This is a genomic window from Streptomyces sp. NPDC001507, assembly GCF_042894765.1.
In the GTDB taxonomy this organism is placed as follows: domain Bacteria; phylum Actinomycetota; class Actinomycetes; order Streptomycetales; family Streptomycetaceae; genus Streptomyces.
In genome coordinates, this window is sequence record NZ_JBIAVV010000010.1 from 349,648 (window position 1) to 367,649 (window position 18,002).

An 18,002-nucleotide genomic window follows, 5' to 3' on the forward strand; every position below is an offset into this window, starting at 1 on the left:
TCAGTTGCGCAGAGTCGTCCCGTATCTGCGCACGAACCGGCGCACCGTGCGGTTCATCTCCTCCTCCCGCCAGGCGGGCAGGCCCTCCAGCCGGGTGAGCGCCCCGGTGGCGCCGAGCAGTTCCCCGTCGACCACGAACAGGAACAGCAGCCCCACCGGGTACGCCGTGTCCAGCGCCCTGACCAGGTCGGCGTCCGGGGGATGCGGGACGATCACGACGACCGGGCCGAAGTCGTGCTCGTGCTCGCGCAGCGTCTCCTCGTCGTGGATGTCGAACTCCTCCAGCAGTTCCTCTCCGATGTGCTGCACCAGATCGCCCAGGACGCCGCTGCCCGCGGTGAGGGCGACGACGAAGTGGTCCCAGGGCAGCGGCTGTTCACTGGCCCGGTGGATGTAGCGGCGGGCCGTGTCCGTGGAGAGCGCGGGCAGCACCGCGACCCTGGGGGACGCGGTGTCCAGCACCCCGCGTATCCGGCCGGCCTCGGCCGCGGGCACCCGGGCATGGGTCACGCTCAGCTGGATGAGTTCCCGTGAGGCGTCCGGACCGGACAGGGGCAGCAGCTCGGTGAGGGCCGCGCGCAGCGGGTCGGTCTCCGGCTCGCTCGGCCGTTCGGCCAGGAGTCCCGAGGCGAGCCGGTGGCGCATCAGCGGGAACAGCGTCTCGATCTGGACCCCCAGCGTCGCCCCGGCCCGGCTCAGGCTCTGCGCGTCCACTTCCCGCAGATGGTGGACCACCCGGTGATGCACCTTCGCGCCGGTCAACTCCGCCCGCATCAGATCCAGTTGTGGCCTGATGTCGCGTCGTACGGATTCGATGTCGTCCTTTCCCCGCCACTCCACGGTCTGCCGTCTGTTCGGGCTGAGCGACCCCAGACCGCTCTTCTCCAGTGCCTCGAGGGTCACTTCCGGGAGCATCAGCAGGATCACCGGGAAACCGTCGTGCCGGTTGCGCAGCTCCGCCATGGCCAGCTCGTTCTGCACGTGCTCGGACCTCAGGGCATGGCTGGACACGATCAGGAGCATGCCGTGGGCACGGCCCATGCCGTCGGAGATGGCCTCCATCCAGTCCTGCCCCGGCACCAGGGACTCCCGGTCCACGATGATCGGCTCGCAGCCCTCCTGGTACAGCAGTTCCTCCATGGCGCGGCGGGCCGGCCAGCAGTTGCAGGGGCAGCCCGGCGGTTCGCTGCGGCTGAGGAATACATGGGGACCGGGCATGGGACTCCTCGTACGGGACCGTGACGTGTCAGGGAGTGGAGGGGGCGAAGGGGTCCGTGGCCCCGTCCGGCGGCGGGTGGGCGGCGGTGCGGATCCGGAACCAGCGGGTGCGGCCCGCGTCGAGCGCGACGGTGACCAGGCCGTCGGGATCCGGCCGCAGCACGGGCGGCGGCGCGCCGGGCGGGTGGTCCGGGAGATCGTGGGCGATCTGGACCAGCTCGGTCCCGGCGGCCGCCGCCGGCAGCGGGACCCGAACGGTGACCGGCACGTCGGCCGTGCTGGTCAGGCAGAGGACGGCCTGTCCCGCGTGGTCCCGGCGAACGGCGGTCACCCGCGTGGAGCCGGTGGGCGGTCGCTCCACTCCGCCGTGACGCAGGGCCAGTTGTGCGGCGCGCGCCGCGAGCAGCGGGGCCGGCGTCGGCGCCGCCGCCGAGCCTGCCGGTGCCAGGACCGAGGCGGGGACCTCCCGGCAGCCCGGCAGGGCCAGGAGCAGGCAGGCCTGCGGATGGGGGAGCCCCTCCGGGAGGGACCAGTTGCTGTCGGGCGCGCTCGGCGGGGCGGCGGGCGCCGGGGGCGCGTTCAGGGTGAGGTGGCCGGGGCCGAGTGCGAGCTGGGGGGTGCCCGTCGTGACGACCGCCGCCTGCGGATAGGCGTCCAGCAGGTGGCGCAGGCGGACGAGCAGGGACGCCGGCCACCGGCCCGGGTCGCCGAGCCGGAGCCCGTCGACCGCTGCCTCCAGCAGGTCGTGGGCCCGGCCCAGCAGTTCGCCGTGCGGGGAGTCCTCGCCGGGGGGCGCCAGTTCCACCAGCACGCGCAGCCCCTGGTCGCGGGCCCCCGCCAGCAGGGCGGCGAACTCCGCCGACTCCGGTGGCAGGGAGGCGGGCAGACAGACGTGTCCGACGCCCCGGCGCCGGATGCCGGCCGGCAGCCCGGTCACGCCCTCCGGCAGCACCACCCCGACGCTGTCCCGGAGCCAGCCGGGTCCGGCACCCTCGGGCGGTGCGGGCACGGGCCCCGGGGTGAGCAGATGCGTGCGGCCGTCCTCCGAGCGGATCTCCACCTCGCCGCCGTGCCCCGACACCAGCAGCAGCCCGTCCGTCGCCGGATGGACCTCCCGTACCCGGAAGGGCATCGGCACCGCCGTCACCGGCCCGCCCCCGGGCCAGGGAAGACGCAGCAACCGGTCCCCGCCGTCCGCGGCCACGACCAGTCCCGCGTCGCCGGCCGTCGCGAGCGAGGACGCCGGCGCCGGCAACGTGCCCAGCGGGACGACCGCACCGGCCGCCGCCTCCACCCCGTACACCCGCCCGTCCGCACAGCCCCAGACCACCGCCCCCGACCACGGGTCCCCGCACAGAGCCGTGACTTCGCCCCCCGGAGCCTGCTGCCGCCGCCCGGGACCGCCGGCCGGGCCCGCGGTCAGGTCGTGGACCGTCACCCCGCCGTGCGCATCGGCCACGGCCACCAGGCCGGCCCGGACGGAGGCCCACAGGCGCACCACCGGTGCGGGATGCGACAGCGTGCCCAGCGTCCGGCCGGGGTCCCCGTCGTCGACGAGGAGGACGTCGTTCCCGCCGGCCAGGCACAGCACGCCGCGTTCCCGGGTCCGGGACCAGCCCACGGCCGTCGGCTGCTCGGACAGCGGATGCAGGACGGCGTCGGCCGTGCCGTCCACGGCCGACGTCACCACGTGCAGTCCCTTGGCGCTCACCACCGCCGTGGCCGCGGGCCCCGCGTCGGCGACCGCGAGCAGTCGTGGTTGCTCGGGCAGGTCCACGGAGAGCACGGACTCGCCGTCGTCGACGCGCAGCGCGGTCCGGCCGTCCGCGGTCGTCGCGGCCGCCGCCCGGTGGCCCGCCCGTGCGCACAGCAGCGTGCCGCCCAGCTCCGCCTGCGCGGCCAGGAGCGTGCCGTCCGCGCGGACCTCGGCGGCGACGCTGACGCCCAGGGCGGTGTATTCGCCGTCGTACAGGTCCAGTTCGTGCCACCGGGTGCCGGGCAGCGCGCCGCGCAGCCGCAGTTGTACGCGGCCCGCCCCGCTCGCCCCGCAGACCAGGGCGTCCGGCTCCGGGGGCCGGCTCAGGACCAGGCCCTGCGCCGAGGCCCGGACGCCGATGTCCACCTCGGTGTGGACCAGTGCCCGTACCGTCCGTACCTCGTCGTCGGTGGCCCGGGTCAGCAGGGAACGCGGCGGTTCCATGCCCAGCCGTTCCGCCGCCATCACCTGGAGCCGCCAGGCCGGCAGGGACTCCCGTACGGCTTCCGGCAGCCGGGGCAGGAAGCGCAGGATCCAGCGACTTGCCTCGGCCGCCGCGACGCCCTCGGCGAGCACCTGCCGGAAGAGCGGGGTCAGGGTCCGCTCGACCTCGGCCTCGGCGGGCGGCGGACCGATCGTCGCGGACCACAGCAGTTCCTCGAAGCCGCGGACCAGGGGCGGTGCCGAGCGGTGGGCGGCGCGGGTGAAGTCGCGGACCGAGCCGAGCAGGTCCAGGTCATGGTCGTACAGCTCCCGCCGCAGCTCCGCGCTGACCTCCGGGTACAGCACCAGGGCGCGGCTGTCGGCGGCCTCCACCAGCGGTGAGAAGTACAGCCTGGCCTCCAGGCCGGCGCTGCTGTCCGGGGCGAAGCGGAGCCGGGCGCTTCTGAGGAAGTACGGCTCCGCCTGCGCGGCCAGGCACAGCGACCGGGCCAGCCGTACCACGGCGGGCCGGTGCCGGCGCTCTTCCGCTATCAGCTGGAAGGCGGTGCGCTCGGGCGCCGCCGTCATCGCCGCCTCGCCCGGCGCGGGTCCTGGCGGGCCGCGGTCTGCGCGAGCCGTACGGACACCCGGCGGTCCAGCGGAACCAGCGCGACCGTCCGCCGCACGGCCGCCGGGTACTCCTCGGCGGGATAGGGCGTCAGGCAGACGACGGGGTTGCCCGCCTCCCGCAGCCGGCGCAGATACGGCAGCCAGCTCGCCGGCGGGGAGTGGTGGCGGCCCGGTGCCGGCGGTCGCAGGTGCCCGAGGTCGGAGAGCAGGAGCACCGGCTGCCCGTACGGCGGCACCGGGTGGGGCTCCCAGGTCCGTCCCCGGTCGCGGCTGACGCCCTGGGCGATGCGCAGGTCCAGCACGCGCAGGCCGCCCGGCGGCAGGATGCTGCCCGCGAGCCGGGTGATCCACTCCTGGTCGTGCCGGAACGGCCGCATCGACTCGCCGCGGTCGATCAGCAGCAGTGCGCCGGCCCGGGTGGTGGTCCGCTGCCGGTACGGCACCCGTGGCCGGCCCGTCTGGCCACCGGCGAGGCTGCGCACGACCAGGTCCACCAGGCGGGGGTGGTCGACCGCGCGTCCGGTGGTGCGGGTGCCGGCCATCGCGAGGAAGACGGCCCGCTGGGTCCGCGGGTCCCAGGGCGGGGCGGGCCGTGGCAGAGCCGTCGGCCAGGGCGCGTCGAACGCCTCGGGGTGGCCGAGGAGCCGGCCCGCGCCGTCGCCCGGCGTCTCGGGCGGACCGGCCTCGCGCCACTCCGGCCACTCCGGCCGTTCCGCCTCCCGGCCCGGTGCCGGGCGCGCGGCACCGACCAGCAGCAGCGAACCGCCGATGGCCGACCGGGTGTCCGGGCCGGGGACCTGCTCGGGCGGGACCGGGGTCCGGCGGTACGGCGCCGGGCCGGTGGCGTCCCCCGCACCGGGACCGGGCGGGGTGCCCGGGCCGCGGGTGCGGCCCTGGGCCCCGGTGCCGGTCCCCGGGCGGCCCGCGCCGCCCGCCGGCCCCTCGCCCCGAAACGGCCGCACCGGGCCCGCGGCGCGGCCGGCGGGGCCGTCGGTGGCCAGCGCCAGGCCGAGGGCCGCCGCCAGCGTGGTCAGGCCGTCGGTGTCGGACACTCCCAGGGCGCGGGCCGCCCGCAGCAGTTCCCCCAGGCGGCCCGGGCTTCGGCTCATGTGTAGGAGAAGGGGTCGGAGGAGCCCTTCGTCATGGCGAGGTCCGCGACCGCCCGCCACTCCGGCGATTCGACCGTCAGGCCCATCTGGTGGCAGGCCCGCAGGGTGTCCAGGAACTCGGCGGTGCTCGCCGCCGGCCGGGACGCCACCGACTCGTGCTCGAACATGTCGGCCAACTCCACTGTGAGTGCCTCGTCGTAGTCGTCCCCCATGTGCAACCGGGCGACCTTCAGCAGGTGTTCGCGGTCCGGCGCATCCAGCCTCAGCAGGATGCAGCGGCGCAGGAAGGCGGTGGACAGCTCCCGCTCCTCGTTGCTCGTGATCACCACCAGGGGGGCGCCCGTGCCCTCGGCCGCGGTCACCGTGTGGCGGTCGGGGCCGACGAAACGGAGGTTGTTGAGCGGATCGAGAAGCGCGTCCGGGACATCGGGGTCGGCCTTGTCGATCTCGTCGATGAGGACCACCGCGGGCCGGTCGCGGAACGCGGGCAGGCCCTCCTCGTCCACGGCCGGATCGAGCGCCTTCCACAGCGGGCCGGGCCGGAAGTAGGCCCGCGAGCCGGGGGCCTGGAGCAGGCCCTGCGTGGCGTCGTTGAGCTGGCGGAACGCCTCCTCGCGCCAGAGCAGGTCGTGCGGTTCGGTGCGGGCGGTGACCACCTCGGCGTAGTACCGGAAGCGCATCAGCCGTGCCACGTTCGGCGCGAGTGCCGACTTGCCCGAGCCGGGCGGGCCGAGCACGAGCAGCGGACGTCCGGACGCCAGAGCCACGTTGACGGCGAGGACGGTCCGGTGGTCGAAGAGGTAGACCTGGTCGTCGAGGCGGCCCGTGCCGCGCGCGGGCGTACGGCCGGCCGGCGCGGGCCGGTAGGTCTCCTCGGCCGGGTCGAAAAGCTTGATCAAGCCCACTGCCCCCCATTGTCAGCCCGTGGCTCCGGCGCACCGCACCCGTTGCACTCTTCCCCTCGGGGCGTACGGCCACTACTCCGTCGACGAATATGGCCGACGGCGTGGTTCTCCCGGAGGTGCCGGAACCGCCGGAGAATCCGCGGAACCCGCGGAGTCCGCGGACGGTCCGCGGGTCCGGGAAACCCTCAGGTGCGGAGCCGGCGCCGTATCCGGACCTCCGGCAGCGCCGTCGATTCCGGCACCCCGGTGCCCGGCCGGTCCGCAGCGTCGGCCGCTCCGGCCGCTCCGGCCGCTCCGGCCGCTCCGGCCGCCCCGGCCGCCCCGGCGGGCCGGACCCCCGGCCCGCCGGTCACCAGGTTCACCCGGCTCAGCCAGGGCGCCCGGCGCAGGCCCGCCGGCACCGGCAGGTCCGGCCACGGATCGACGTCCAGGAACATGACCGCCGAGGACTCCAGCGCCGTCAGATCCCGCAGGTTCGGGCAGCGCAGCACCCGCAGCGACCGCAGTGACCGGCAGCCGCCCAGCTCGGGCAGGGCGGTGAGCGACGGGTCGTCCGCGAGGACCAGCGAGCGCAGCCCGGGCAGCCGCGGCAGCAGTGCGGCCAGCTCGTCCACAGGGCCGGTGCAGCGCAGTTCGGTCACGACGGTGTCCGTCCGGAGCAGGGCGCGCAGCTCCGCCGCCGACCGGGCCTCCGCCCGCCGCACGGCGGGCCGGGGCGGCGGACTGCCGGCCGACAGCCGGCGCGGCGGACCGTCCGTCGGCGCGAGGACACTGCGCGGGGTGCCGGTGCCCGCCTCGGCGGTCCGCAACTGGCCGAGCAGTTCGCGCAGTTCGGCGGACGGGTGCCGGACGAGCAGCTCGTCGGCGTCCGCGCCTGGCGTGTGCGCCAGGTGCTGGGCCGCCAGGAAGGTCCTGACCTCGGGACCGGGAAAGGCCACGGTGTCGGGTCCGGGCCGGAACACCACGCCTGCCCGGTCCGCGAGCGCGGCCAGCAGCCGTTCGGGCGAGGCGGCGTCCGAGGCACCGGGGTCGCGCAGCGCGCCGAGCGCGGTCCGCAGCGGGATGCGGGAGCTGTCCAGGCCGAGTGCGGCGACGGCCAGCAGGCCGGAGGCGGACCTCAGGACGCTGTCGGGTACCTGGTCGGCGGCCAGGCCGGGCACGGGCACGGGAGGTGCGGCCGACCCGGCCGGCTCCTCCCGCACCCGCCGCCACACCGCCGAGACGCCCGCGCGCAGCAGTCGGTGCCGGGGAACCGGACCCGGCCGGTCCGGACCGCCCGCTGCCCGTAGCAGTGCCGCGGCGGCGGCCGGGCGGCCGGCCACCCCGAGGAGCAGCGGATCGGCGTCGAACCGGCGCAGCAGCCCGGTGAGGGCCCGCCGGTCGCCTGCGGACGTCGCCACGAGCGAGCCGAGCAGGGCACGGACCCCGTCCGGGGTCAGGGGCCCGAGGCCGGTGACCCGGAACGTGTCCTCGAGCCGGGCCCAGGGCACTCCGGTGCCGTTGGTGGCGATGACGCAGGGCGCCTGCGGGTGGGCCCGCAGCACGTGCAGGAGCCACTCCCACACGGCGGCGCGGTTGGCCACGGGCACCGCGTCCAGGTCGTCGACGGCCAGGAAGGCCTGTCCGGAGCGCAGCTGGCGGGCGGCCCAGCCGGCCGGCTCCTGCGGCGCCGCGAGCGGGGCGAGGGTCGGCACCAGCCCGTCCAGGCGGGGCAGCGCACCCGACCGTGCCGACAGCACGAACGGTATCCGGCAGCCCCACGGCGGGCCGCCCGCGCCGGCCCGCCCCGGCACCGTGTCGTCCAGCGCCCTCGCGGCCAGCCGCGCGAGTTCGGTGCTGTGACCGGTCCCGGGCGGCCCGACGAGGAGGATCCGCCGTCCCAGCTCCGGCAGTGCATCGGTGGTCAGGGCGTCCTCCGCGGGCGGCGGAGCCGTCCCGTCCGGAGCCGCGCCGCGGACGGCCAGGGGGCCGCGGCCGGTCAGGGTGCGGGGGACCGTCGTCGCGGGCAGGGCCGGGGCCACCTCCTTGCGGAACTGCTCGGTGAAGGCCGCGTCCTCCGCCGACAGCGCGTCAGGTGCCTCCCCGGCGAACCGGTCGTCCAGCTCGGGTGCGGGGGCCGCGGCTTCGGTCATCGCCGTCATGCGGGCCACGATCGCGTCGAGCACCCGGTCCAGGGCCGCGCGGTACCGGGGGGCCTGCATGGTCAGCAGCGCCAGCCCCAGCGAGCGGTACTCGGGCAGCCGGTCCGCGGAGAGCGCGTCGGCCGTCGCGACCGGCCCCGGCAGCCGCCGGTCGACCGGCTCCCACACCAGGGACAGGGCCGTCTGCGGGGTGACCCCGGTACGGGCCTGTCCCAGGCGCCGGCGCAGCGCCAGGATCGCCCAGTCGTGCTGGGCGGGACCCTCGTTGAAGTAGGCGGGACTGCACAGGGCCAGCACGATGTCCGCCGTGCCGACGCCGTACGACCCCGCCCGGCCGTCCGGCGGGCCGGGCGGCGGGACCAGGCGGTGGAAACGCGGGCCGCCGGCGTTTTCCAGACGCCGTCTCAGCTCGTCCAGGAATCTCGCGACCCAGGCCTCGTCCCTGCCGTGCGCATAGCTGACGGCATAGCGGTACACGGGCACCATCTCATCCCCCGCTGTGTGGCTTGCGTACCTGCCTGGTCCTCAGTTTCGCACGAGACCCGGCAACCGGCCGTGGCACAATTCTGGCCATCAACTCCATTTTTTCCAGGCTTTGTTGACAGAAGTCAGGGTGATCGCCGTCGGCAGCCCCCTCGGTCGCGACGAACTCGTGGCCCAGTTGCGTGCGTTGGGAGTCCGGTCCGGGGACACGCTGCTCGTGCACGCGTCGCTGAGTGCCGTCGGACCGGTGCGGGGGCGGGCGCGGACCGTCGCCGACTCCCTGCTGGAGACGCTGGGTCCGGACGGCACCCTCGTCGTCTACACCCAGACTCCCGACAACTCCGATCCCTCCCGCTGGCCCGTCACGCGCGGGTACGCCGTGCCCGCGGCGGAGTGGCCCCGGCTGCGTGCGACCCTGCCCGCCTTCGACCGCGAGCGGACCCCGAGCTTCCGGGTCGGTGTGCTGCCGGAGGAGGTGCGGGCCCGCCCCGGTGCGCTGCGCAGCGATCACCCGCAGAGTTCGTTCGCCGCGCTGGGCCCCGCCGCCGCACGGATCACCGCCGGGCACGCCCTGGACTGTCACCTGGGCGAGGCCTCCCCCCTCGCCCGCCTCGAGGAACTGGACGCCCGCATCCTGCTGCTGGGCGTGGGCTACTCCGTGTGCACCGCCTTGCACCTGGCGGAGTACCGCGTGCCGGGCCGGGGCACGCGCCTGTACGGCTGTGCGGTGGCCGACGGCCCGGAAGGACGGCGCTGGCACCGCTACCGGGACGTGGACTTCGACGCGTCGGACTTCCCGGCGCTGGGCCGTTCCTACGCCTCGCTGCCGGAACGTCCGGTGGCCCGGGGCCGGGTGGGGGCCGCCGACTGCCTGTTGTTCGATCTCGCGCCGGCGGTGGCGTACGCGGAGAGGTGGCTGACCGAACACCGGCCGGGCGGCGGTCTCAGCAGGGTTCCGCCGGGTCGTTCCTGTTGAGCTTCTCCAGGTAGGCGTGGGCCAGTGCGGTGGCGCGGGTGAACCAGTCGGTGAGGATGGCGAGTTCGTCGGGGGTGTAGTCGGCGAACAGCTCGGCCAGGCGGGCGTAGTGGCCGGCGTAGACCGCCTCGACGCGGGCGACGGCTTCCGGGACCGCGGCGACGCGGACCCGGCGGCGGTCGTCGGGGTCGGGGCGGCGGGTGACGTAGCCCGCGCGTTCCAGGCGGTTGAGGATGCCCGTCACCGCACCGGTCGTCACGTGGGCGCGGGCGGCCAGGTCGCCCGCGGTCAGCAGGGCGTCGCCCGCCTCCAGGACGAAGGCGAAGCAGGTGAGGTCCGTGACGCTCACCCCGAGCCGCCGCGCCAGTTCCTGCTGGCCGATCACATGGGCCGCGATGAGGTGGTCCATGGCGGACAGCGCCCCGGCCGGGTCCGCGGGCGGTCGCGGCTTGCCGTGCATGGTTGTTCCCGTTTCCCTGCGGATCCGAAGATTCCCTTAGCGCGTGAGAGGTATGGGGAGTAAATTTCTCACCCGGTGAGGGATTCTAGTCGCCCTCGCGTCGGACCGGGTGTTTCCGCTGCCTGAAGGGGAGACGGGTACGTGAGTCAGCACGACGAAGGCCACACGGTGGCGGGGTGGACCGGTACCGCGATCGCGACCGTCGGGAGCGGCCTGCTGGGGCTGGGTGTGTGTACGGTCTCGGCCGCCGCCCTGGTCGCGGGGCTCGCGGTGTGTGCCGTGAGCGTCCTGGTCACCTGGTATCTGCATCTCGCCGGGTGGGGCAAGCCGCCGGGCCCGCGGCCCCGGGCGCAGTGGCCGCTGCGGGTACGGGACACCGGCGCCCGCGACGGCCACCCCGGCTGCGTCTCGTGCCGGCTGGCGGGCCGGGGGCGGCGTACCGCGTCCGCGCTCCGGCCGGTGTCCGGCGTCGGCGAGGCCGAGCCGGCGCCCGCGGAGGCCGGCGGCTGACCGGGCGGGGGTGAGGATCACGGCCCGGCTGACCCCGGGCCGTTGTCAGTGCCGCCCTCTACCCTCGCGAGTGATGGCACAGGTGTGGAAATGCTCGGGGCTGCGGTGGTCGGAGGACGGCCCCGTGCTGCGGTGGAGCGGTGGGCGGCGCAGTCCCCTCGTCCGGGGGAAGCGGGTGGCCTTCGGGGTCGCCGACGGGGGTGTGCGGGAGTGCGTGGGGGCGCGCGGGCATGCCTGTCCGACCCGGACACCCGTCTCGGGGCGGACCACCGGGGCCCGGTGCGAGGAGTGCGCGCGGCTGGACCGGGCGCACTCCGTGGCCGCCGACACCGTCCCCGACGACCCCCGGCCGTACCACGTGTACCTGGCCTGGTTCGGGCCCGGCATGGTCAAGGTGGGGATCACGGCGGTCGAGCGGGGCCCGGCCCGGTTGCTGGAGCAGGGGGCCGTGTGCTTCAGCTGGCTGGGCGCCGGGCCGCTGATGGCCGCCCGGCGGGCCGAGGAGCTGCTGCGGGCCGCGCTCCGGGTGCCGGACCGTATCCCGTACGGCGACAAGCGCGTCGTGCGCGCCCTGCTGCCTTCGGACCGGGCCGAGCGGGCGGCCGAGGTCGAGGGACTGCACGCGCTGGCTGTCGCGCTCGGCGGCTGGCCCGAGTCGCTCGTCCCGGAGCCGTGCCAAGTCGTCGACCACATGGCGGTGTTCGGGCTGGAGGGGGTGGTCGCCGCCGTCGGTGAGGTGGCCGAGCTGGTGCCGGGCGGCGTGGTGAGCGGCGAGCTGGTCGCGGCGGCCGGGCCGGATCTGCATCTCGCCACCCGGCGCGGTGTCGTCGTCCTCGACACGCGCTTGCTGCCCGGGTGGGAGCTGACCGCTGCCGGGCGTGGGGAGGAGGGTCGACTCCAGGTGCCGGTAAGGGAGTTCGAGGTCCCGCAGGACGGTCTCTTCTGACCCTCGGCAGCCCTGCGGGAGGTTCCTCACCGCGCGGGATCCGGGCCGGGTCGGTAGGCTCTCAGCTGCGGCTCATCGGCGGTTCATGAACGGCCCGGGGCGTGGCCCGGACGGACATGATCCGCACAGCCCGGCGCGAGCGAGGTCACGAGTTCATGCACGCGTGAGGGGATTCCCAGGTGTTCCCTGAGAGGCGCCTGTGTGTTTCTTAGGGAAATCACAGATTAGTGAAAGCGTGTTCTCAGAGGACCCCGACAAGGTGTCCACCATGACCACGACCTCGCCCCAGGGGCGCACCGAACTGCTGAGGCCGGACGGGAGCCCCGTCCGAGTGCTTGTGGTGGACGACGAGCTGTCGATCACCGAACTCCTTTCCATGGCCCTGCGGTACGAGGGCTGGCAGATCAGGAGTGCGGGCGACGGCCAGGGCGCCATCCAGACCGCCCGGGAGTTCCGCCCCGACGCCGTCGTACTCGACATGATGCTGCCCGACATGGACGGCCTCACCGTGCTGGGGCGCCTGCGGCGCGAACTGCCGGACGTGCCGGTGCTGTTCCTGACCGCGAAGGACGCGGTCGAGGACCGGATCGCGGGTCTCACCGCCGGCGGCGACGACTACGTCACCAAACCCTTCAGCCTCGAAGAGGTCGTGGCGCGGCTGCGCGGGCTCATCCGCCGCTCCGGCGCGGCCGACCGGCGGTCCGACTCCGTGCTCGTCGTCGGTGACCTGACCCTGGACGAGGACAGCCACGAGGTCTCGCGGGCCGGGGAGTCGATCCACCTCACCGCCACCGAGTTCGAGTTGCTGCGCTTCCTGATGCGCAACCCGCGCCGGGTGCTCAGCAAGGCCCAGATCCTGGACCGGGTGTGGTCGTACGACTTCGGTGGGCAGGCCAACGTGGTCGAGCTCTACATCTCGTACCTGCGAAGGAAGATCGACGCCGGCCGGGAGCCGATGATCCACACCCGGCGTGGCGCCGGGTACCTCATCAAGCCAGCCGCGTCATGAGCGGGCGACGACGGCCGCGTACGCAGAAGCGACGAGCGGGAAAACCGCGCACCCTGCGGACCCGGCTCGTCGTCGCGTCCGTGGTGCTGATCGCCGTGGTCTGCGCGGTGATCGGCACAGTGACGACGCTGGCACTGCGGTCTCATCTCTACGGCCAGCTGGACGACCGGTTGAGCGAGGTCGCCGCGCGTGTGGCACCCCGGGAGTTCGGGCCGCCGAACGGGGTCAAGAACGGCGGCTCCAAGACGCCCAACCAGCAGCAGGGCGGCCTGCACGTCACCAGGATCGAAGACTTCGTCAAGGGGCCGCAGCTGCCGGACGGCACGATCGCGGCGTCGGTCGTGAACGGCAACGTCACCGATTCCCGGGTCGGCGTGAAGTCCAAGACTCAGGCCAACTTCTCGATGAGCGCGAAGACGCTGTCGCCGGCCCAGCAGAAGGTGCTCAACTCGGTCCCCCAGGACAACAAGCCGCACACGATCGACATCCCCGGTCTGGGCAGCTACCAGGTCGCGTACGCCAGCAACGACAGCAACGCCTACTACGTCGCCATCCCCACCAAGGACGCCGACAGCACCATCAGCACACTGATCCTCGTGGAGATCAGTGTCACCGTCTCCGGCCTGATCGCCGCCACCCTCGCCGGTACCGTCATCGTCGGTGTCGCCACCCGCCCCCTGCGCCGGGTCGCCGCCACCGCGACCCGGGTCTCCGAACTCCCGCTGCACACCGGCGAGGTGAACCTCAGCGAGCGGGTGCCGGACACCGAGTGCGATCCGCACACCGAGGTCGGGCAGGTCGGCTCGGCGCTCAACCGGATGCTCAACCACGTGCACGGCGCCCTGCACGCCCGCCAGCAGAGCGAGATGCGGGTACGGCAGTTCGTCGCCGACGCCAGTCACGAGCTGCGCACCCCGCTCGCCTCCATCCGCGGGTACGCGGAACTCACCCGGCGCGGGCGGGAGCAGGTCGGGCCCGACACCCGGCACGCCCTCGGCCGTATCGAGTCCGAGGCCGGCCGGATGACCCTCCTCGTGGAGGACCTGCTGCTGCTCGCCCGGCTGGACGCGGGCCGTCCGCTGCAGTTCGAGCACACCGACCTCATCCCGCTCGTCGTCGACACGATCAGCGACACGCGGGCCGCCGGCATGGACCACAACTGGCGCCTGGACCTGCCCGACGAGCCGGCGCTGGTCGCCGCCGACGCGGCCCGTATCCAGCAGGTGCTGATCAACCTGCTCGGCAACGCGCGCAAGCACACCCCGCCGGGCACCACCGTGACCGCCCGCATCCAGCGGCGCGGGCCGTGGATGTGCGTGGACGTCGAGGACAACGGGCAGGGCATCCCGCCGGACCTGCTGCCGCACGTCTTCGAGCGGTTCGCGCGCGGAGACTCCGCGCGGTCCCGGTCCACGGGGTCCACCGGCCTCGGGCTCGCCATCGTGCAGGCCGTCGCGACCGCACACGGCGGCGCCGTCACCGTGGACAGCGTGCCCGGCCGTACGGTGTTCACCCTCTATCTGCCCGCGCTTGCCCCGGCGGCCCCGCAGCCCGCCCCCGAAACGAACTGGCAATCGCACTCACAGGCACAGCACAGTGCCACCACATGGGTGCAACAGGGCGCTTGACGAGAGTCGATGCATGCGAACCGACTCTTCTCCCGGCACCCTGCCGGCGCGGGAGCACCTCCCGGCCGGTAACGCCGGTACGCCTGTCCTGGACGTAGTGATCCCCGTCTACAACGAGGAGAAGGACCTCGGCCCATGCGTCCTCAGACTGCATGACCACCTCAAGCGCACGTTCCCGTACGCGTTCCGCATCACGATCGCGGACAACGCGTCCACGGACACCACCCCCCAGGTGGCGAAGCAGCTCGAGGCGGAGATCGCCGAGGTGAAGTCGTTCCGGCTGGAGCAGAAGGGCCGCGGCCGGGCGCTGCGGACCGTCTGGTCGGCCTCGGACGCGCCGATCCTCGCGTACATGGACGTGGATCTGTCGACCGACCTGAACGCGCTGCTGCCGCTGGTGGCGCCGCTCATCTCCGGCCACTCCGACCTGGCGATCGGTTCCCGGCTGGCCCGCTCGTCGCGCGTGGTGCGCGGTGCCAAGCGGGAGTTCATCAGCCGCTCGTACAACCTGATCCTGCGCGGCTCGCTGCAGGCCCGCTTCTCGGACGCGCAGTGCGGCTTCAAGGCGATCCGCCGCGACGTCGCACAGGTGCTGCTGCCGATGGTCGAGGACACCGGCTGGTTCTTCGACACCGAGATGCTGGTCCTCGCCGAACGCGCAGGACTGCGCATCCACGAGGTGCCGGTCGACTGGGTCGACGACCCGAACTCGACCGTGCACATCGTGAAGACGGCGACCGAGGACCTCAAGGGCGTGTGGCGGGTCGGCAAGGCCCTGGCCACCGGTTCGCTGCCGCTGGACCGGGTCGCCCGGCCGTTCGGCGACGACCCGCGCGACCGCGACATCCAGGACGTGCCGAAGGGCCTGGCCCGCCAGCTCGTCGGGTTCTGCGTGGTCGGCGGCCTGTCGACCCTCTTCTACCTCCTCCTCTACAGCCTCTTCCGGGAGTTCTCCGGTTCGCAGATCGCCAACGCGCTCGCGCTGCTGGTGTCGGCGGTGGCGAACACGGCCGCCAACCGGCGCCTCACCTTCGGGGTGCGCGGCCGGGGCGGCGCGGTCCGGCACCAGGCCCAGGGCCTGGTCGTCTTCGGCATCGGCCTCGCGCTGACCAGTGGCTCCCTCGCCGCCCTGAACGCGGCGAGCAGTGACCCCGCGCACTCCACCGAACTGGCGGTGCTGGTCGCCGCCAACCTCGCGGCGACCGTGCTGCGCTTCCTGCTCTTCCGCGCCTGGGTCTTCCCGGACCGCGACGGCACCGACGGGCAGGAGTCGACGGTGGTGGCCCAGCACAACCCGTCGTCCCCGACCTACGCGACCGGGACCTACACGGCCGGCGGACACCAGCCGTACCAGCCGCAGGGCCCGCTGCCGCAGCGCCCGGCGCACCCGCCGTACGCCCAGAACGGCACCACGACCACTCAGTTCCGCGCCGGTGAAGCCGCGGACGGCACCTGGAGGGACGCCACCATGCAGTTGCAGCCGGTGCGCCCCCACGACACCGAGCCGGGGGACCCCCGATGAGCACCGACACCGAGCACCCGGCCCAGTGGGGCCCGCCCCCGACCGCGCCCCCCACGGCTCCCCCGCGGCCGCAGCAGGCCCCCAACGTCCCGGTGGCGCCCGCCCCCGGCTCCGGCGAACCGAAGCAGCCGTTCGTACGGAGACTGTGGCGCGGCCGCCCCGAGGACCCCCGCTGGGTGCGCCCGGCCTTCTTCGGCCTGCTGCTCGCCACCGCGGTGCTGTACTTCTGGAACCTGAGCGTCAACGGCTACTCCAACTCCTTCTACTCGGCCGCCGTCCAGGCGGGCACCAAGAGCTGGAAGGCGATGTTCTTCGGCTCGCTGGACGCGGGCAACGCGATCACCGTCGACAAGCCCTCGGCGTTCCTGTGGCCGATGGAGATCGCGGCGCGGATCTTCGGGCTGAACTCCTGGACGCTCCTCGGCCCCGAGGTCCTCATGGGCGTCGGCACGGTCGCCGTCGTCTACGCCTCCGTGCGCCGCCGGTTCAGCCCCGCGGCCGGCCTGATCGCGGGCGCCGTGCTCGCGCTCACCCCCGTCGCGGCGCTGATGTTCCGGTTCAACAACCCGGACGCCATGCTGGCCCTGCTGATGGCGCTGGCCTGCTACTTCGTGGTCCGGGCCGTCGAGGACGGGCGGACGAGGTGGCTGGTGTGGGCGGGCGTGGCGATCGGCTTCGCCTTCCTCGCCAAGACGCTCCAGGCGTTCCTGATCCTGCCGGCGCTGGCGTTCGTGTACGCGGCCGTCGGCCCGCACACGTGGAAGAAGCGGATCGCGCAGCTGGCCCTGGCGACCGGCGCGCTGGTCGTCTCCGGCGGCTGGTGGGTGGCGATCGTCGAGTTGTGGCCGGCCTCCTCCCGCCCCTACATCGGCGGTTCCCAGGACAACAGCTTCCTGTCGCTGACCTTCGGCTACAACGGCCTCGGCCGGATCAGCGGCGACGAGACCGGCAGCGTCGGCGGCGGTGGCGGCGGCACCGGCTCCGGCCGCTGGGGCGCGACCGGCTGGGACCGGATGTTCAACGACGAGATCGGCAGCCAGATCTCCTGGCTGATCCCGGCCGCGCTGATCCTCCTGGTCGCCGGCCTGGTGGCGACCCGCAGGCTGCGGCGGACCTCGGTGACCCGGGCCTCGTTCCTGGTCTGGGGCGGCTCGCTGCTGATGACCATGATCGTGTTCAGCTACATGGCGGGCATCTTCCACCAGTACTACACGGTCGCCCTCGCTCCCTACATCGCCGCCGTGGTCGGCATGGGCGCGGGACTGCTGTGGGAGAAGCGCGCCGAGCTGTGGGCGTCGATCACCCTCGCCGCCGCCGTGGTCTCGGCCGCGGTCTGGGGCTACGTCCTCCTCGACCGCACCTCCGGCTACCTGCCCTGGCTGAAGTACCTGGTCCTGATCGGCGGTCTGGCCGCCGCGCTCGGCCTGATCTTCGCGGGCCGGATCTCCCGGCAGCTCGCCCTCGGGGCGGCCGCGGTCGGCCTGCTGGCCGCGCTGGCGGGCCCGACGGCGTACACCTTCTCCACGGTGGACTCCGCGCACACCGGCTCCATCCCGACGGCCGGTCCGGCGGGCGCGAGCACGATGGGCTTCGGCGGCGGTGGCGGTCCCGGCGGCGGCCGGGGCGGCTTCGGCGGCGGCACGGGCGGCGGCGGCTTCGGCCAGAACCAGCAGGGCGGCAACGGCACCACGCAGGGCCAGGGCCAGAACGGCACCGGTGGGTTCCCGGGCGGCGGTACCGGCGGGTTCCCGGGCGGAACCGGCGGCGGTGGCTTCGGCCAGAACCAGCAGAACGGCAACGGCAGCACGCAGGGCCAGAACGGCACCGGCGGGTTCCCGGGCGGCGGCCGGACGGGCGAGGCCGGCGGCACGGGCGGCCGGATGGGTGGTGGCGCCGGCGGCCTGCTGAACGGCGCGACCGTCTCCTCCGAGGCCAAGGCACGGCTGCAGAAGAACTCCTCCCAGTACACCTGGGCGGCGGCGGCCGTCGGCGCCCAGAACGCCGCGAGCTACCAGCTCTCCACCGGCGACGCGGTGATGGCGATCGGCGGCTTCAACGGCACCGACCCGTCCCCGACGCTCGCCCAGTTCGAGAAGTACGTGGCCGAAGGCAAGATCCACTACTTCATCTCCTCCGGCACCGGCGGCGGCATGATGGGCGGCAGCAGCAGCGGCACGGCCTCGCAGATCTCCTCCTGGGTCGAGAAGAACTTCAAGAAGGTGACGGTGGGTTCGTCCACCTTCTACGACCTCACGCAGAAGACGAGCAGCAGCTGACGGCTCCCTG

General features: G+C 74.2%; 13 protein-coding genes. 7 read left to right on the forward strand and 6 right to left on the reverse strand.

Annotated features, from left to right (window positions below; all coding sequences use genetic code 11):
- The 5 genes from ACFY0K_RS31395 to ACFY0K_RS31415 form a co-directional block, all read right to left on the reverse strand.
- Nucleotides 1-1,218 carry a toll/interleukin-1 receptor domain-containing protein gene (locus tag ACFY0K_RS31395; RefSeq protein ID WP_390642635.1) on the reverse strand — a complete coding sequence of 406 codons (1,218 nt, stop codon included), beginning with the start codon at nucleotides 1,216-1,218 and terminating at the stop codon, nucleotides 1-3.
- Nucleotides 1,219-1,246: 28 nt separating this feature from the next.
- Nucleotides 1,247-3,985: a hypothetical protein gene (locus ACFY0K_RS31400; protein WP_390642636.1), complete on the reverse strand. Its 2,739-nt coding sequence runs from the start codon at nucleotides 3,983-3,985 to the stop codon at nucleotides 1,247-1,249.
- Nucleotides 3,982-5,136 (reverse strand): hypothetical protein, encoded by a 1,155-nt coding sequence (locus ACFY0K_RS31405; RefSeq protein WP_390642637.1) that lies wholly within the window; start codon nucleotides 5,134-5,136, stop codon nucleotides 3,982-3,984. The genes ACFY0K_RS31400 and ACFY0K_RS31405 overlap by 4 nt, the downstream gene beginning before the upstream one ends.
- Nucleotides 5,133-6,041, reverse strand: a complete 909-nt coding sequence (locus tag ACFY0K_RS31410; RefSeq protein ID WP_390642639.1) for an AAA family ATPase — start codon at nucleotides 6,039-6,041, stop codon at nucleotides 5,133-5,135. The genes ACFY0K_RS31405 and ACFY0K_RS31410 overlap by 4 nt, the downstream gene beginning before the upstream one ends.
- Before the next feature lie 185 nt (nucleotides 6,042-6,226).
- Nucleotides 6,227-8,668, reverse strand: coding sequence for a large ATP-binding protein (locus tag ACFY0K_RS31415; protein ID WP_390642640.1), 2,442 nt, complete (start codon nucleotides 8,666-8,668; stop codon nucleotides 6,227-6,229).
- 112 nt (nucleotides 8,669-8,780) lie between these two features.
- On the opposite strand from ACFY0K_RS31415, the gene ACFY0K_RS31420 reads away from it, so the two are divergent.
- Nucleotides 8,781-9,641: an aminoglycoside N(3)-acetyltransferase gene (locus ACFY0K_RS31420; RefSeq protein ID WP_390642641.1), complete on the forward strand. Its 861-nt coding sequence runs from the start codon at nucleotides 8,781-8,783 to the stop codon at nucleotides 9,639-9,641.
- On the opposite strand, the gene ACFY0K_RS31425 is transcribed toward ACFY0K_RS31420, so the two are convergent.
- Nucleotides 9,610-10,101 (reverse strand): MarR family winged helix-turn-helix transcriptional regulator, encoded by a 492-nt coding sequence (locus tag ACFY0K_RS31425; RefSeq protein ID WP_390642642.1) that lies wholly within the window; start codon nucleotides 10,099-10,101, stop codon nucleotides 9,610-9,612. The two genes, ACFY0K_RS31420 and ACFY0K_RS31425, sit on opposite strands and share 32 nt — an antisense overlap.
- Before the next feature lie 141 nt (nucleotides 10,102-10,242).
- On the opposite strand from ACFY0K_RS31425, the gene ACFY0K_RS31430 reads away from it, so the two are divergent.
- The 6 genes from ACFY0K_RS31430 (at nucleotide 10,243) to ACFY0K_RS31455 (ending at nucleotide 17,992) form a co-directional block, all read left to right on the forward strand.
- A complete protein-coding gene (locus tag ACFY0K_RS31430) occupies nucleotides 10,243-10,611 on the forward strand; it encodes an HGxxPAAW family protein (RefSeq protein WP_390642643.1) in 369 nt (122 codons plus the stop codon).
- Nucleotides 10,612-10,684: 73 nt separating this feature from the next.
- Nucleotides 10,685-11,557, forward strand: coding sequence for a DUF2797 domain-containing protein (locus ACFY0K_RS31435; RefSeq protein ID WP_390642644.1), 873 nt, complete (start codon nucleotides 10,685-10,687; stop codon nucleotides 11,555-11,557).
- 268 nt (nucleotides 11,558-11,825) lie between these two features.
- Nucleotides 11,826-12,566 (forward strand): response regulator transcription factor, encoded by a 741-nt coding sequence (locus tag ACFY0K_RS31440; RefSeq protein WP_150134013.1) that lies wholly within the window; start codon nucleotides 11,826-11,828, stop codon nucleotides 12,564-12,566.
- A complete protein-coding gene (locus ACFY0K_RS31445; RefSeq protein WP_390642645.1) occupies nucleotides 12,563-14,194 on the forward strand; it encodes an ATP-binding protein in 1,632 nt (543 codons plus the stop codon). Before ACFY0K_RS31440 ends, ACFY0K_RS31445 begins: the two co-directional genes overlap by 4 nt.
- A gap of 13 nt (nucleotides 14,195-14,207) precedes the next feature.
- Nucleotides 14,208-15,716: a glycosyltransferase gene (locus ACFY0K_RS31450; RefSeq protein WP_390642646.1), complete on the forward strand. Its 1,509-nt coding sequence runs from the start codon at nucleotides 14,208-14,210 to the stop codon at nucleotides 15,714-15,716.
- A complete protein-coding gene (locus tag ACFY0K_RS31455) occupies nucleotides 15,713-17,992 on the forward strand; it encodes a glycosyltransferase family 39 protein (protein ID WP_390642647.1) in 2,280 nt (759 codons plus the stop codon). Before ACFY0K_RS31450 ends, ACFY0K_RS31455 begins: the two co-directional genes overlap by 4 nt.
- Nucleotides 17,993-18,002: the final 10 nt, after the last annotated feature.

Bases quoted from the DNA above. Each gene is read 5' to 3' on its own strand.
- ACFY0K_RS31395 (WP_390642635.1), bottom strand. From the start codon at position 1,218: ATGCCCGGTCCCCATGTATTCCTCAGCCGCAGCGAACCGCCGGGCTGC.
- ACFY0K_RS31400 (WP_390642636.1), bottom strand. From the start codon at position 3,985: ATGACGGCGGCGCCCGAGCGCACCGCCTTCCAGCTGATAGCGGAAGAG.
- ACFY0K_RS31405 (WP_390642637.1), bottom strand. From the start codon at position 5,136: ATGAGCCGAAGCCCGGGCCGCCTGGGGGAACTGCTGCGGGCGGCCCGC.
- ACFY0K_RS31415 (WP_390642640.1), bottom strand. From the start codon at position 8,668: ATGGTGCCCGTGTACCGCTATGCCGTCAGCTATGCGCACGGCAGGGAC.
- ACFY0K_RS31425 (WP_390642642.1), bottom strand. From the start codon at position 10,101: ATGCACGGCAAGCCGCGACCGCCCGCGGACCCGGCCGGGGCGCTGTCC.
- ACFY0K_RS31435 (WP_390642644.1), top strand. From the start codon at position 10,685: ATGGCACAGGTGTGGAAATGCTCGGGGCTGCGGTGGTCGGAGGACGGC.
- ACFY0K_RS31440 (WP_150134013.1), top strand. From the start codon at position 11,826: ATGACCACGACCTCGCCCCAGGGGCGCACCGAACTGCTGAGGCCGGAC.
- ACFY0K_RS31445 (WP_390642645.1), top strand. From the start codon at position 12,563: ATGAGCGGGCGACGACGGCCGCGTACGCAGAAGCGACGAGCGGGAAAA.
- ACFY0K_RS31450 (WP_390642646.1), top strand. From the start codon at position 14,208: ATGCGAACCGACTCTTCTCCCGGCACCCTGCCGGCGCGGGAGCACCTC.
- ACFY0K_RS31455 (WP_390642647.1), top strand. From the start codon at position 15,713: ATGAGCACCGACACCGAGCACCCGGCCCAGTGGGGCCCGCCCCCGACC.